Source organism: Pseudomonas violetae (assembly GCF_023072615.1).
GTDB classification, from domain to species: Bacteria; Pseudomonadota; Gammaproteobacteria; order Pseudomonadales; family Pseudomonadaceae; genus Aquipseudomonas; species Aquipseudomonas violetae.
Window position 1 is genome coordinate 115838 of record NZ_JAKNRW010000011.1, and the last position, 14803, is coordinate 130640.

At 57.5% G+C, this 14803-nt stretch carries 14 protein-coding genes and 2 pseudogenes; 7 read left to right on the forward strand and 9 right to left on the reverse strand.

Translation table 11 applies throughout. The annotated features are described in order from the left end of the window. Window positions 1-278 precede the first annotated feature (278 nt). Window positions 279-1301: a transporter gene (locus L9059_RS15565; RefSeq protein ID WP_247291893.1), complete on the reverse strand. Its 1023-nt coding sequence runs from the start codon at window positions 1299-1301 to the stop codon at window positions 279-281. 855 nt (window positions 1302-2156) lie between these two features. On the opposite strand from L9059_RS15565, the pseudogene L9059_RS30990 reads away from it, so the two are divergent. Beyond that, window positions 2157-2267 (forward strand): annotated as a pseudogene (locus tag L9059_RS30990) (hypothetical protein); the annotation flags it as partial. 228 nt (window positions 2268-2495) lie between these two features. Further along, window positions 2496-3200 carry a methyl-accepting chemotaxis protein gene (locus tag L9059_RS30995; protein ID WP_428480275.1) on the forward strand — a complete coding sequence of 235 codons (705 nt, stop codon included), beginning with the start codon at window positions 2496-2498 and terminating at the stop codon, window positions 3198-3200. A gap of 64 nt (window positions 3201-3264) precedes the next feature. Here the strand turns inward: L9059_RS30995 and L9059_RS15575 are convergent, their stop codons facing one another. Continuing rightward, a complete protein-coding gene (locus tag L9059_RS15575) occupies window positions 3265-3570 on the reverse strand; it encodes a PepSY domain-containing protein (RefSeq protein ID WP_247291895.1) in 306 nt (101 codons plus the stop codon). Window positions 3571-3649: 79 nt separating this feature from the next. Continuing rightward, window positions 3650-4777 (reverse strand): glycerophosphodiester phosphodiesterase, encoded by a 1128-nt coding sequence (locus L9059_RS15580; protein ID WP_247291896.1) that lies wholly within the window; start codon window positions 4775-4777, stop codon window positions 3650-3652. A 218-nt stretch (window positions 4778-4995) separates the two neighbouring features. Here L9059_RS15580 and L9059_RS15585 point away from each other — a divergent pair, with 218 nt between their 5' ends. Then, window positions 4996-5322, forward strand: a complete 327-nt coding sequence (locus L9059_RS15585; protein WP_247291897.1) for a DUF2025 family protein — start codon at window positions 4996-4998, stop codon at window positions 5320-5322. 63 nt (window positions 5323-5385) lie between these two features. On the opposite strand, the gene L9059_RS15590 is transcribed toward L9059_RS15585, so the two are convergent. Together L9059_RS15590 and L9059_RS15595 are read right to left on the reverse strand one after the other, a co-directional pair. Continuing rightward, window positions 5386-5925, reverse strand: a complete 540-nt coding sequence (locus tag L9059_RS15590; protein WP_282615486.1) for a DUF1003 domain-containing protein — start codon at window positions 5923-5925, stop codon at window positions 5386-5388. A gap of 125 nt (window positions 5926-6050) precedes the next feature. Further along, window positions 6051-6662, reverse strand: a complete 612-nt coding sequence (locus L9059_RS15595; RefSeq protein WP_247291898.1) for a TetR/AcrR family transcriptional regulator — start codon at window positions 6660-6662, stop codon at window positions 6051-6053. A 213-nt stretch (window positions 6663-6875) separates the two neighbouring features. Here L9059_RS15595 and L9059_RS15600 point away from each other — a divergent pair, with 213 nt between their 5' ends. Then, the gene (locus L9059_RS15600; RefSeq protein ID WP_247291899.1) at window positions 6876-7928 is read left to right on the forward strand and encodes an MBL fold metallo-hydrolase; all 1053 of its coding nucleotides are present in this window, start codon (window positions 6876-6878) and stop codon (window positions 7926-7928) included. 135 nt (window positions 7929-8063) lie between these two features. Then, the gene (locus tag L9059_RS15605) at window positions 8064-9581 is read left to right on the forward strand and encodes an amidase family protein (RefSeq protein WP_247291900.1); all 1518 of its coding nucleotides are present in this window, start codon (window positions 8064-8066) and stop codon (window positions 9579-9581) included. A 64-nt stretch (window positions 9582-9645) separates the two neighbouring features. On the opposite strand, the gene L9059_RS15610 is transcribed toward L9059_RS15605, so the two are convergent. Next, window positions 9646-9963, reverse strand: a complete 318-nt coding sequence (locus tag L9059_RS15610) for a helix-turn-helix domain-containing protein (protein ID WP_247291901.1) — start codon at window positions 9961-9963, stop codon at window positions 9646-9648. 229 nt (window positions 9964-10192) lie between these two features. On the opposite strand from L9059_RS15610, the gene L9059_RS15615 reads away from it, so the two are divergent. Next, complete coding sequence (locus tag L9059_RS15615; protein WP_247291902.1) at window positions 10193-10885, forward strand: DUF6933 domain-containing protein; 693 nt, start codon at window positions 10193-10195, stop codon at window positions 10883-10885. Here the strand turns inward: L9059_RS15615 and L9059_RS15620 are convergent, their stop codons facing one another. Next, window positions 10886-11869, reverse strand: coding sequence for a hypothetical protein (locus L9059_RS15620; RefSeq protein WP_247291903.1), 984 nt, complete (start codon window positions 11867-11869; stop codon window positions 10886-10888). A gap of 247 nt (window positions 11870-12116) precedes the next feature. Here L9059_RS15620 and L9059_RS15625 point away from each other — a divergent pair, with 247 nt between their 5' ends. Continuing rightward, window positions 12117-12482, forward strand: a complete 366-nt coding sequence (locus L9059_RS15625) for an avidin-fold protein (RefSeq protein ID WP_247291904.1) — start codon at window positions 12117-12119, stop codon at window positions 12480-12482. 17 nt (window positions 12483-12499) lie between these two features. Here the strand turns inward: L9059_RS15625 and L9059_RS15630 are convergent, their stop codons facing one another. Beyond that, the gene (locus L9059_RS15630) at window positions 12500-13213 is read right to left on the reverse strand and encodes an HNH endonuclease (protein WP_247291905.1); all 714 of its coding nucleotides are present in this window, start codon (window positions 13211-13213) and stop codon (window positions 12500-12502) included. A gap of 252 nt (window positions 13214-13465) precedes the next feature. Further along, window positions 13466-14784, reverse strand: a pseudogene (locus tag L9059_RS15635) (IS4 family transposase). Window positions 14785-14803 lie beyond the last annotated feature (19 nt).

Consider the following 14803-nt stretch of genomic DNA (forward strand, 5'->3'; position numbering starts at 1 on the left):
CACTTGCCACGGGTTCGCGTTTGATAATCCTGACGCTTGCGAAAGGCCCGGTGTCTGGTGGTCACGGTGAAGGTGACCACTACAGGCTGGATATCCCGTAGGAGTGCGCCGCAGAATTTTCGAGCGGTCGCCGTTCCTGTGGCGAGGGAGCTTGCTCCCGCTGGGCAGCGAAGCGGCCCCGAAAGCTGCCACCGCGCTCATCCGGTGTACCGCGTGCTCTGGTGTGGCGACTGTTTCGCAGCCGAGCGGGAGCAAGCTCACTTGCCACGGGTTCGCGTTTAATAATCCTGACGCTTGCGAAATGCCCAGCGTCCGGCGATCACGGTGAAGGTGGCCACCAGCGCCACCAGGATCCAGAACCCCTCCGGATCTCCCGCAAGCGGTACGCCACCCACGTTCATGCCAAAGAACCCGGCAATGATGTTGATCGGCAGCGCCAGCACCGTCACCACCGTCAGGGTGAACAAGGTGCGGTTGCTTTGCTCGTTGAGGTTGGCCGCGATTTCTTCCTGCAACAATTTGATCCGCTCACCCAGCGCCGTGAGGTCGTTAATAATCAACGCAAACTCCTCGGTGGACTTGCGCAACTCCTTCACGTCTTCCTTCTGCAACCACTGCGGCGGTCGATTGAGCAAGCGCAGCAGCGAACCGGGCTCCAGTGCCAGCAAGCGTTGCAAGCGCACCAGCACCCGACGGTTGGCGCTCAGTTCGGCGCGGTTGGTCGACAGTCGCGAGGACAATAACTCGTCTTCAATCTGATCGACGCTCAGGCTGGTGCGGCGCACGATCTGGGTCAGGACTTCGCCCTGATCGCGCAGCAGATGCACGAGTAACTCCAGGGGCGAACGAAAGCGCTCACCGGCTTTGACCGACGAGCGCAGCTTGTCCACCGAGTGCAAGGGTTGCAGGCGCGCGCTGATGATCAGCCGGCTGCGGGCGCATACCCACAGCGTCGACACATCGGAGGAGACCATGCTGCTGAGGTTGAACACCACGTCGTTGACCACCGCCAGCAGCGCCGAATCCACATGCTCAATGCGAGTCGAACGAGAGCCTTCGTGCAGCGCTTCGAAAAATTCGTCGGGCAATTCCAGGTGGCTTTTCATCCACCGTTCGCAGGCGGCGTGCGCGAGGTTCAGGTGCAGCCAGAGAAACTCCTCGCTGTCTTGGGGCTGCTGCAGGCACTGCAGCGCGCGGGCCGAATCGATTTCTCGGCCAGGCTCGCCAGGACGAAAACTGAAACCGTACAGCAGACCGAACAGGTCCTGGTCGCGATGGCCGTGATCGATAGTGTGGTTCATGAGGTCTCGCTGCGGAAGGCGAATATTGCAAAGTTTTACAGGCTGACTTGAGCCGCAGCATGGCAAGCAATGATGACTTTATTGTGACGTTTAGATGACAGGTGATTCTCATGCACCAGTGATCGGAATCGCTAAAGAAAGGCTCTGGCGCGCCGATGACGGGTAGTAGGTTCGATTGCGATGAAGGTCGTGGACCAGCGTCGCCGACAGGGATGTTCGGACATCTTGCACGCCTGCCGGGCGTGTTTTATCCCTGTCATGAGATACCACTCGATGTTTTTGCAAAAATCCCTGAGAGCACAAATCCTTGCCTTGCTCGGCGGTAGCCTGCTGGCGATGTTGCTGATCGCCCTGGCCTGTTTTCACTTCTTGTCCGGCGGCGTTCAGAGCTACGCCAATCTCATCGAAGGACCTTTGCACACTTCGCAGTTGATCGACGAAGCCAACCTGCAATTCAAGGTGCAGGTGCAGGAATGGAAAAACGTCCTGCTGCGTGGCAAGCAACCGGCGGATCTGGCCAAATACTGGAAGCAGTTTGAGGACCGTCAGCGCGACGTGCAGAATATTCTCGATGAACTGGCCGGGCAAAAGGGCATCGAACCGCAACTGAAGACGCGCATTGAACGTCTGCGCGATGAGCATCGCCTGTTGGGCGCCGCGTATCAGAAAGGCCGTGACGCCTACGTGGCGGCGGGCGCTGACCCGGCGGCGGGGGACGCAGCGGTCAAAGGAGTCGACCGTGCGGCCAGCGATCAGATGAGCGAGCTGGTCAGCGAGCTGCGCAAGCAGGGCGCGCAGCAGTCGACCGTCATCAGTGCCAGTGCTGATCGCACGGTGCTGCTGGGGATCGTGGTGATGCTGGCTTCGGGTCTGTTGATCGGCCTGTTGAGCCTGTGGCTGGTCAACCGCAACCTGGTTGAGCCGATCCGTAAACTGATCGAGTACGTGGCACAACTCAGCCAGGGACGTTTTGCCGAACGAGTGGCCAGCACCCGTCAGGATGAGTTGGGCAAGCTCGCCGTTGCGGCCAATACCCTGCGCGATTTTCTCGCCGATACGTTTAGCCGTCTGCAACGCAGTGCGTCGGACCTGGACAGCGCCAGCGGCGAGTTGAAGTCGATCGCGGGCCTCATGGCCGGTGGCACCAACGAGCAGTTCAACCGTACAGATCAGGTGGCGACGGCGATGAACGAAATGTCCGCTACCGCCCAGGAGGTTGCCCGTCACGCAGCCGACGCAGCACGTGCTGCTGACGACGCCGACCAGTCAGCGCAGCAGGGCGAAAAAGTCATGCAGGGCACCATTCAGACCATTACCTTGATGCGCGGTGAGATTGCCAATACCGCGACCGTCATTCGCCAGCTGGAAACCGACAGCGGGCGCATCGGCAAGGTACTGGAAGTGATTCGCGGCATCGCCGAACAGACTAACCTGCTGGCGCTCAACGCCGCGATCGAAGCCGCACGGGCTGGTGAAGCAGGACGTGGTTTTGCCGTAGTGGCCGATGAAGTTCGTAGCCTGGCCCAGCGCACGGCGGCGTCGATCATCGAGATCAACCAGATTATCCAGACTGTGCAAACCGGTGCGGTGGACGCGGCCCAGGCTATCGAGAGTGGCCAGTCCCGTAGTGAGGAAAGCGTGGAGCAGGTTACCCAGGCTGGCGCCATGCTGGAGCGCATCACCCTTGCAGTGGAGGCGATTCGCGACATGAACCGCCAGATTGCTACGGCCGCCGAAGAGCAGACCTCAGTGGCCGAAGACATTTCGCGCAACCTGACCGAGATCACCAGCATTGCCAGCACCAATCTGGATAACGTGCAGCGCACCGAAGCGGCCAGCCACAACCTGCACGATTTGTCCGGGCAGTTGAATGAGGTCACTGCGCGTCTTAGTGCGTAGTGTTTTTCTGGAACAGCAAAAAGCCGCACGATTCGTGAAATCGTGCGGCTTTTTATTTGTTCAATCAGTCGTCTTTTTTGTTCTTCAGTACTTCGCCATTAGCGGCGTTCAAGTCGACATCCCACTCAATGCCCTTGGCGTCACGCAGTTCCACTTCGTACTCGTAGCCATTGAAGTGGTTGTCCAGGCCGCTGTCCGTAATAGTGGCGCCCGGGTGTAACTTCATGACGACCTGATTCAGTTCTTCCAGCGGCTTGATCTTGCCGTCCTTGACCAGTTGCGGGATCTGATCAACCGGCACATCAGCCTGGGCTAGGCCAGCGGTGAGGGTAAGGGCTGCAGCCGTGAAGAGGGCAGTTAAAGTTTTCATAAGGGTCTTTCCTTGGATGAGCTGTTTAAGTGGCACCAGATTAACTGGGGCAACTTAATTCAGGCTTAATTCCAACACCTCAATACCCATTGTCCTGCAACAACTGGCCCACACTCGCCGCCGCTGGACGCTTGTAGAACTTCAGCAGCTCACTTGCGCGGTTGGTAAAGATGCCATCAACGCCCGCATCCATGACTTTCTGATAATCCACCGCATCATCGATCGTGTAGACGTGCACCAACAAGCCCTGATCGTGGGTGTACTGGTTCATCCAGGGTTGCACCAAGTCTGAATAGCTCTGGTCGCCACCCTTGGTCAATGCAGCGGAAGGGCCGGTGCCGATTGCGCCCGCAGACTTCGCGTAGTCGACCCATTGCTGGAATTCGGCTTTGCTCTTGGGTTCCTGTTTGGCGTAGTAGGTGGCCTTGTCCTTGTCACCGGATTCAGCGAAGGTCACCGTAGACTTGGGTTCGATGCTGCCCGGGGCAACCCATAGCAACAGGATCTTTGGCACCTGCGGCATTTCCTTTTCCAGTAGTTCAAGACTGCTCTTCTCGAAAGTCTGCAGCACCACTTTGCCCTTGCCCTGGCCGACTGCCAGTTCGCTCTTCGCCAGTTTCGAACCGGCCGGGCTGAGCCAGCCGCGGTCCTGGAGTTTCTCCTTCAAATCACGTTCAAGCCCTGGAAACTGTTTGGGCTCCTTGGTCTCGATGTACAGGCCCGGCTTGTGCCGCGGGCTGCCCTGGGCGATATCGATGACTTCGTCGAGGGTCAGGATCTTCAGGCCGACGTAGGAGGGACGCGCGCGATCCGGGTACGCCTTGTTGAACCAGCTGCCTGCGTCGAGGGTTTTCAGCTCGGCGAGGGTGAAGGCGTTCGCGGGGCTGTCCTTGCGCTCGGGAAACTTGTTGGCAACGTCGGTAGTGCGTTGCAGGTTGTCGTCGTGCAGGGCGAAGAGTACGCCGTCCTTGCTGCGCTGCAGGTCCAGCTCGAGATAATCGGCGCCCAGGTCGCGCGCCAGCTTGTAGGCCGCGGCGGTCGATTCCGGTGCATCGAAGGACGCGCCGCGATGCGCGATCACCGCCGGGTGCGGAATGCCCATGCGGGTCGCCAGGGCAGTGGGGCTTGGCTCAGTGGCGGCCTGTGCCTGGCCGAGGCCGAGCAGCACGCTTAGCAGCAGAGCGCTTTGGGTGAAGGTGATAGGCATGATCGAGGTCCTTTCGCAGTTTTCAAAGACGTCCCTTTTAACAACTGAGCGCCGACAGCGCTATCGTGAGACCGACATAAACCTGTTTAAAGCCGTTTTTTTCAGCGCATTTGTGCGGTCCTTTGCAGTACTCTTGGTCCCGGCACTTTCCCCGGCAGAGGGAAAACCCCTGCACCTGCCTTGCGTGTAAACCATCGATCACTTGTTGTGAGGTTTATATGCGCATCACTTCCCAGCTCATCTGCCAGGCCGCCGACCAGCTCAAGGGTTTCGTCGGCCTCAATCGCAAGACCGGCCGGTACATCGTACGTTTCAGCGAAGACTCCTTCGGCATGGACGTGGCGGATGACGGCATTATTCCAGTGAGTGAGTTCGTCTGGGCGCCCGGTCCGGGGCAGGGTATGACGCTCAAGCGGGAGTTGATTCAGTTGTTGCTGAATCAGAATATCGATGACCGGATCAACGTGACCGAGCCGTTGCGGGTGTATATGAGTCGCGGGGATGTACCCGAGATTTCGGCGGTGCGCAGTCTTGTGCAGGGGTGAGGTTGTGCAATGATTTGCCGGCCTCATCGTCGGAACGCCGAAGAGGCCGGACCAGGCGCCACATCAATTGTTAGTTGGCGGGTGTTTGAGCACAAGGTGCTGATGCATCTGCGAGGTCAGGTTTTCGATGCGCTCGGTCAGCGATTTCGTCATCTCGGTCAGGCGAGTGTTCTGTTCCAGCAGTTCCAGCAACTGCGCGGAGTTGTGCGCTGCCTGTGTCTGCTGCTCGCTATTGGCTACGGCGATGGCTTCGCGGTGTTGGGCGTCGGCATCCGACTGGGCTTTGTCCCGCGCTGCCTGGCGAGTCTGGGCCAATAGAATCAGGGGCGCGGCATAGGCTGATTGCAGGCTGAAGGCGAGGTTGAGCAGGATGAACGGATACAGATCGAAGTGCGCGACGCCAAACACATTGAGGCATACCCACACCACCACGATCAGCGTCTGCGCGCCAAGAAAAGTCGGTGTGCCGAAGAACCGGGCGAACGCTTCGGCGCGCAGGGCAAACTTGTCATTGCCAAAGGTCGGTGCGAGGTGAGCATGACGGCGGTGGAAACGCAGGTGATCGACATGGGCCTTGGATTTGGAATCAGTCGTTGTGGTCATGATGCTCTCTGCGGGTCGTTAGGACAGAGGCACACTATAGCGCTGGCGTCGGTTTCATTCTGAAACACATCGAGATGTTCTTTTTGCTGTCAGCGAAACCTTGACTCTTGGGTAGACCTTGTCATTTATGCCAGCTGATAACAGGCCAGGAACATGTCCAGGGCCGAATCCACCACCTGGTCCTGCATCGCGGCCTCAAGGCTCGGCAAACCCAGGGAGATCTGTGGCCAGAACGCAAAAGACTTGAGCATGCCCTGGATCTGATGGGCAGCGAACGCCGGGTCGACCGGCTTGAGGCGACCGTCTGACTGAGCTGCACGAATCCACACGGTCAGGCCTCCCTCGCGCTCGCTCATGCGGGCGACCATGTCCTGCCCGCGCTCGGGGGAATGGATGGTGGCGGCAATGGCGACTCGCGCCAGGGCGAGAAAATTCTCATCCCCCAGCGTGTGCATTTTAGCCATCAGCAACTGGCGCATCTGGCCGCGTAAAGGCTGGTCGGGCAGGTAAGCGGTGTCCTGTTCTGCGCTGACCCGGGCCCACAGCTGATTGAGGATCTCGGCGAACAATTCCTCTTTGCTCGGGAAGTGGTTGTACACCGTGCGCTTTGACACGTCCGCCGTCGCGGCAATCTTGTCCATGCTGGTGATGTCGAAACCGTTGGCGCGGAATTCGGCAATGGCAGCCTGGATGATGGCTTCGCGTTTTCGATCGGTCAGGCGCTTTGGAGCTGTCATAAGTACGCTTCAGCAGGAAGAGAGAAGAATTACACTTGGCAGTTTACTTGTGATCGGCTTTGATGCAACCTTGAAACTACACCGTGCAGTGTAATGTTGTGTTAATCCTGCGCCGGTAAAAATAGATTCTCTGGCTGATGCGTGCATGCTTGGCCATTCATCCCGGTTCACCGAGCCATGACACAATCGTTTGCGCTCGTTCTGGAGTTTTTTATGGCCATCTCTGATTCAGAAACCGTTCGCGAACCTGAATCTTCCCGTCAGGTCGAAGGGCTCTTTCGCAACCATGCCCCCGTCCAGCGCGAAGGCCTGCGCAAGATGCTGCGCATCATGTGGAGCATGATCTTCCACAAACCGCGCAATACCCGTCCAGCCGCCGCGGTGCCGGTGCAGCCGCTGACCCGCGAGGCGCTGATCGCCGCACCCAATCACAGCGTGTACCGCCTTGGCCACTCGACGGTATTGCTGAAAATGCGCGACAAGTTCTGGATCACCGATCCCGTGTTCGCCGAACGCGCCTCGCCCGTGCAGTGGGCCGGTCCGAAGCGCTTTCATCAACCGCCGATCAGTCTGGAAGCGTTGCCGCCGATCGAAGCGGTCATTCTCTCCCACGATCATTACGATCACCTGGATTATCAGGCCGTGCTCCAGCTCGCGAGCAAGGCCAACTATTTCCTGGCCCCTCTGGGTGTCGGTGACACGCTGATCAAGTGGGGAGTCGATGCCAGCAAGGTGCGTCAACTGGACTGGTGGCAAGGCACCGAAGTCGACGGCATCCAATTCATCGCCACACCGTCGCAACATTTTTCCGGGCGTGGCCTGTTCGACGGCAACAGCACGCTGTGGGCTTCGTGGGTGATGATCGACGGTGACACCCGAATTTTTTTCAGCGGTGACAGCGGTTACTTCGATGGCTTCAAGCGCATCGGTGAGCAGCACGGCCCGTTTGACCTGACGCTGATGGAAACCGGTGCCTACAACGTCGAGTGGCCGCATGTGCACATGCAGCCGGAGCAAACCCTGCAGGCGCACATCGACCTCAAAGGGCGCTGGCTGCTGCCGATCCACAACGGCACTTTCGACTTGTCGATGCACGCCTGGTACGAACCGTTCGACCGCATCATGGCGTTGGCCTGGGAGCGGAGTGTGTCGATCACGACCCCGCAGATGGGGGCTGCATTCAACCTGAAACATCCCTCCCGTGGCGAGGCCTGGTGGTACGAGGTCGAGCAGCCGGTGTATCAGGATCAGCAGAGTCTCGGGTGAAGGACTACAGCTTGAAGTGAGTATTCGTACGTGATCTGAGGGACGGTGATGACTGCAGTTCTTAACCGTCTCGGTAGGCTGGCGGGTCAGTGAGTTCTGCCACTGGCCCTCCGTCATCACAAGGATCTCTTTCTCATGGATGTAAACCTCAAAGGCCGCATGAAGCGGCTGGCACCTGTCTTCCTGCTTTCGATGGCCAGCACGGTCCATGCCGAATCCGTTCCCCAGTCGGGGCTGGAATACCTGAGCGTCGAAGAACTTGGCAACAGGATGCAGCGCGGTCAACTGGATGCCGTGACGCTGGTGCAATACCTGCAGCAGCGCATTGACGCACTGGACAAAAACGGACCGGCGATCAACTCGATCATCGAGCTCAATCCGGACGCCCAGGTCATCGCACAGTCACTGGATCTGGAACGCCAGCAGGGCAGGGTTCGTAGCCCGCTGCACGGCATCCCGGTCTTGCTCAAAGACAACATCGACACCTCCGACCAGATGCAGACCAGCGCCGGCTCACTGGCGATGGTCGGAATCCCGGCCGCGCAGGATGCCTATATCGTGCAGCGTTTAAGAGCTGCTGGCGCGGTCATCCTGGGCAAAACCAACCTCAGCGAGTGGGCCCACTTTCGCGACATCGAAATCCCCAGTGGTTGGAGTGGCCGAGGCGGACAAACGAAAAATCCCCACGTCCTAAGCGAGACGCCGTGCGGCTCAAGTTCGGGCTCCGGTGCCGCAGTCGCGGCAGGCTTCGCAACTCTGACCGTGGGCACCGAAACCTCGGGCTCGATTGTCTGCCCAGCGTCGCTGAACGGAGTCGTAGGGCTCAAGCCGACAGTCGGGTTATTGAGCCGCAGTGGCATCATCGCCGCAACCCACAAACTCGACACTCCCGGGCCAATGGCACGAACCGTCCGTGACGCGGCGTTATTGCTGAACGCCATGACCGGCAATGACAAGACCGACCCGGCCCAACCACCTCTTGCCCTTAAGGGCCTGGACTACACGGCCGCCCTGTTACCCGGTTCGCTGGTGGGCAAACGCATCGGCTTCCCGGTGGAATTTGACACCGGCGGTGAAGCGGCCGATAGCGATCCGCAGTTTTCCAAAGCCCTGGAAGTCATGCAGGCCGCTGGCGCCACCCTGGTGCCAGTCGATCTCAAGGACCCCGAATCCGCCAGAGTCGGCGAAGGGTTTGCCATGGGCCTCAAACATCACCTCCCTGCCTATCTGGCGACTCGGACCGGTCTCGCCGTCAGCAGCCTGGAAGAGTTGCTGCAGTTCAACATACGCAAACCCGGCAAAGAGGGTTATGGGCAATCAATACTGAGCGAGGCTCAAGCGGTCGCTTTTGACGAGGCGGCTTACAACGCGTTGTGGCAATACATCCAAAGTGAAAATGCCGCAGCCATCGACGCGGTGCTGACAACCCATAAACTCGATGGCGTGGTCTCGGACGTTGGCTCAGCGGGTATGAACGTCATTCCCCTGGCGGGCTACCCGGCCATCATGGTGCCCTCCGGCATGGACGACAGTGGGCTGCCGACCTCGGTGTTCTTCTACGGACCGCGCTGGAGCGAGGCCAGTCTGCTGGCGTTGGCTTATGGGTATGAGCAGGCGTCTCAAGAGCGTCGTGAACCTGGTTTCAAACCTTAGGCCCTGTTTGAATAATTGCTGGCAACAGCGCTAACGCTCGTCCGAGCGTTAGCGCTTAAACCGCTCACTCAACCATCGCATAATCCGCCCGCCCCACCGGATTTGGCGTCGACCCCCGCACGTTCATCCCTCTGCCCGGCGCAAAACCCGGGAAGAACGCCAACCCTTCCGACTCAAGCCGATAAGCCAAGGCTAGCCGCGTGACATCCAACACTGGCTGCTCATTCTCGAATCGTTGAATGGCCTCCACGGAAACCCCGGACTCCCGGGACAACTCTTCGATGCTCCAATCCAGCATGGCCCGGGCCTGGGCACAGTGGGCTGGGGTGAATTGGAAGAGGGCGATGCGTTCCAGGGTGATTTTGATCGCTTGAGAGGCCATGATGTTCTCCGGGCTCGAGAGTGTTGTTTTTGATCTACTGTGTTTTTGTACAGTTGTTTTGCGCCCGGATCAAATCCATTTTTCGATTTTTACACTTTCGTCCCCTTCAGCCAGACGGACGGCGCTTGCCCCAGCAAGTGCCACATCAACGGCGATACGTCCTGAGTGAGTAGGAGGCATCGCGCGGCTTGACTGACTGCAGTTACCATTTTTTATCAGAGAGCCAGGGATGTTGATATTCAATTGCAGCGAAGCGGCCAGCAAATTCTTCAGTCGAGTACACAAAGGCAAAACGTTTTCCCTCATCGATAGCACTCCCCCCTCGCCAACTCCCGAAGAAGATGAAATCGGTGACTCGGCAGAGCAATGGCTGGTCCATGCGATCACGGTTCAGCGCAAGCACGTGCTCTTGGTTATCCACATCAAGACCCGCTATTGCATGGTCTTCGCGGATGCAAAAAAGGCCGATGTCGAAGCGTTCATCGAGCGTTTCAGCGAGCGGTGGATCTACGGCCTGATGCGCCATGCCGGGCAGTACGACGTCCTGCAATGGGTCAAGGATGAACCCATGATGCAGCGTTTTGAGGAGGGTAATCGCGAGTACCGGTTCTACAAACGCCGCCACCGTGGCGCGCAGAAGCACATCGACGAAATAGCCTGGTTCTTCCAGGATTGCGCAGCGCAGTGGGGCACCTTACCCCCGGACGAGTATTCGGCTGGTCGCTTTGATGCACAGATGAACGACACCCCGAGAAGCGACAAAACCCGCAAGGGCTATTACTTCCCGATCGAGGAAATGATGGCGCACTTGTTACAGCTGTACTGCGGGTGCGACGAGCAAGCCGTGCAGGCCGCGCGGGATCGCTGCAAAGCGGTGCAGCGGGAAATTTACGAACTGGAGCGCCAGCTTCGACAGGAATGATTACTTCTCAGCCAACCCCGGCGCTTCCCGAATAATGAAGTGATCCAGGTTCTCGATATTCGCACTGAACACCCCGAACGTCTGCTCGGGGTTTTTCTTGCTCGGCACCTGCTTCAACTCCGGTGTCACGCCGTAGAAAAAACAAAACAGTTCTTTATCGCTATCGATGGCGTGCTTGATCTCTTGCAGAAACGCTTTGCGCTTGCGGTAGTTCTCGATCAATTTCTTGCTCAGGTATACGTTGACCGAATAGGGCTTTTTCTTCGCCTCATCCGCTTGCTTGAACCAGACCTTCTGTTCGAAATCGATGCGAAAGCTCTGGGTGTAATCCTTGATCTCCTTGATCTTGCCCCAGTAGATCAACCCCTTGTTGTCCTGCAGATATTCAATCTTCTTGAAAAACGAGCCATAAGGCGCGGTGTGCTCGCCGATCTTCAGCGGCATGCGCTTGAGCAACTCCTTGTCCCCGAAGTTGGAGACGAAACACTCCACCGGGTGCGCGAAGACCGTGGTCTTGTCCGGCGCCGATTCGTTGGTTGGGTGTTCGCCATGGTCAGCGGCCGAAGGTGCTTTGGCAGCGTCGCTCGCCATATCCGCCACCACCACTGGGCTCGACGGTTTACGCACGTACTGACGCCGAGTCAGCAACAACTCGGACGGGAAATGTTCCTCGCGGGTGTCATCCGTTTCCGCGCCGTCCACGCCTGGCATCGGCGCCTTCAGACTGACATAAGGACAATCCGCCACATGCCGGGTGCTGGGCGTGTTCTTGAAGTGCGGGGTACGGACGTAGTTCACGTTTTTGCCGTTGAACGTCGTCAGCACATTCGCCGCATCGAAAGCAGTCCTGCAGGCGTCATTGGGGCATTGGAAGTGTTCCTTGGCGGAATCGAACTCCATGGTCTCGTCGAAATTCAAATCGCGAACGTCATAGATCGACAGCTTGGCGTCGAGGCTGAGGCAGTAGGCGAGGTCGAATTTCATGGGGTACTGGAGTCCTTGAGTTGTCAGGGCATTTATATCGGGAGACAGCACGCGCTGCACTGACTGTTTTCAACGCAGGACAATATCAACGACAAGCCACAGCCCCCTGTAGGAGCGAGCTTGCTCGCGAAATGCCCTCTGGCCTGGCGTAGATCTTGTGTCGAGAAGCGGCTTCATGCGTCACGACAAAATCGCTTACGATCATCCGGAACGGAATTGAACGCACTTAACTAAAGGACGCGACCCCATGCCAATACCCCTTCCTCAAATCAACCAACGCCTGAACAACCGCCGCTTCACCGTAGCCGGCAACACCCACGGACTCTCCGGCACTGGCACGTTGTTTCATTACCAGGTTGAGGGCGATGCCATTTCAAGCACCTACCAAGGCGGCCGAATTCGCATGGGCCACCAGGTTGGCCGCGTGACCGGCGCCGATACCATCGAGTTGCTTTATCACTGCATCACCACAGAGGGCGAAATTCTCGCTGGCTGGTCCCATGGAACGGTGGGCGTTGATGAGGCGGGGAGGACTACGCTGGCGTTTGTTTGGGGGTGGTTGTCGGGGGCGAGTGGGGGTGGGGAGTCGAGTTATGTTGAGGTATTGGAGTAGCGGGGCGAATCACCCGGCTACTCAGGACTTAGTCCTTCGATTCTGGTGTAAAGAGTCTTAGTGAATTCATCTTTGTCCCTGGAATGGTGGCAACGTCGATGACAGTTTGGGCAGAGAGCAACCGCGTTAGAGATGCGATCAGTGCCGCCGTCAACGAGATGTTTTACGTGATGGACTTCGAGAAAGGGTTCGCCTTTGGCATTTAGAAACGGAGCAGGTTGGCCGCATCCTTCACATATACCCAGAGAGCGAGCTTCCACCCATTTCTTGACACTAAGTGCGCGCGAAATCCTCATGACCGTTGCGCTGGTCTGCTTGGGACTCAGAATACCTAGCGGCGCATCACACACTTGAAGTTGATGGGCATCAACCAACCGAAGCGAAAACGACGGTGCGGTTCGCTTTATGTTCTTGCGAAGCGCATTTGTGTGTTTCTTCGCGAGGATTTTTTTGATGCGGCTTATAACTCCACTTCCAAGGTTTTTTGCAGAGACATAGCCAGAAATCCGCGGGAGGTCCAATTCCTCCATCACTGCAGAAATGTTTTGCATGCGGTACTCAACCGATGAGGCGCTGCGTTTGCTGAGCGGGCCCTCACGCAAAAGCTGATTTTCAACCGACTTCCTAAACGTCTGGCCTCTTAGTTCAAGCTCCAGCATTTTCAGATAAGCATCGACGGAAGCCTCAAGCTCCTCATCACTCCATCCACTTTTTTCCTTTTGGGTGTCCATAACATCGCCGAGGGTGGAAAACCCTCGGACGATACTGAGTGGCCATCATGGCTGTCTAGGAATATTCCTACATGAAATGGTGACTATTCCTACGCTAGGTCCACGCGAATTTTCCAATATAGATAACAGAACCCTTCGACGGTTGAACTATCTCTAAAATTCTCCACCACCAAGGCTTGACTACCGGCCACATTCCGTTTCTGCATAAGAAACCGCAAAAATAAAAAAGCCCCGATCAAGTCGTAATGCTGTTCACTTAAGCGGAGCAGCTTTACGGTCCACTGGAAACCGGGTCATTGAGATCTTCACCGTCCTTGGCCTCGAAGGCCTGGGGCGGTGATCCGGAAACAATCCCCCGATACCTGCCCTCAGTTCTGCCAAGCGTCTTCCTGTCGCTGAAACCGGGTTGGCCGCTGCCATTACAATCAGTTGCACGGCAATGTACTGACAAGCTGGTTTGAAACGGATGTCCGAAGGCGCTCGGCCAAACGCCACCGCCGCCTGACTGGCCTCTCGACGAATCACGTTGTAAGCCAGTAAAAGCCCCATACTTCCTGATAGATCAGCTCGACTTTTTTGCTGCGCAGGGTCATTGCGTTCTGCTGCATCGAACTCTTGATATCCCTGAAACCCAACTCGATCTCCCAGCGCTCCTGATAAAGCTTGGCAACGGCCTGGGTGTTGTAGGTCTTGGCCGGCAAGGACGTCATAACGGTCTTCACTTTGCCTTGAATTTCATAGCTGACTTCGCGTACCTCCCAGTGCGATGGAAGAGCCGGATTTCTCTTTCTGGCCTGCGGCGAGACTTTCATGCGTACCCAACGGTTGTGCTGGCTGTAACGGGTCACTTCCTCACAGACCAGTCCTTTTTTTGCTGGGATCAACCAATGACGGTGGGTGCCCCCATTGCTCAGGCTCAACAGCAGTTCGGCGCCCCAGAACCCTTTGTCGAACAGCGTCACCGAGTGGTCGGGGATCTGTTGCAGGAACTCATCAGCCAAGCGCATTTCACTGCGTCGGTAAGGGCTCAATTGAGCATCTAGGATCACGTGCGAACGTACATTCATCAGCGCCACCAGGCGCAGCATAGGAAACGGCGTCTGGCGGTCGGTCGAAGTATTTCCCGATCCGAAGTTATCTCGAAGCTCAGGCGTATCCGGAGTGCGCAAAAGTGCACCGTCCACCGCAAATACCTGCAGGTCGTGCCAGGCATCATCGTCGTAGCGCTCCGCGCTCCATTGGGTACCGGCTTTGCGGAACAACCACTCAACAGGATCGGCACCGAGTCGCTTTCGTGCCTCGGTCACACCGCTGCGGGCCAACAAGTGGTCAGAGGCCAGGCCTTGGGCGCAGATATTCAAACGTCTGGCCACCTCGTCACGAAACAACACCATGCCAAGCACCAGTCAAAGCACTTGGTCAGCGGGCAGGCGACGTCGGAGAATGGTCGTCTGACTCGACAGATCCAGCGCAGACGCTACCCATTCAATGGGAATGTTTTGGGTGAAAGTGCTCAGGTCACAGAAGTTGAAAAGGTTGCCGAGGTCGAGCAGGTCCTGTTGAACAGACATAAAAAATCCGATGCCAGAG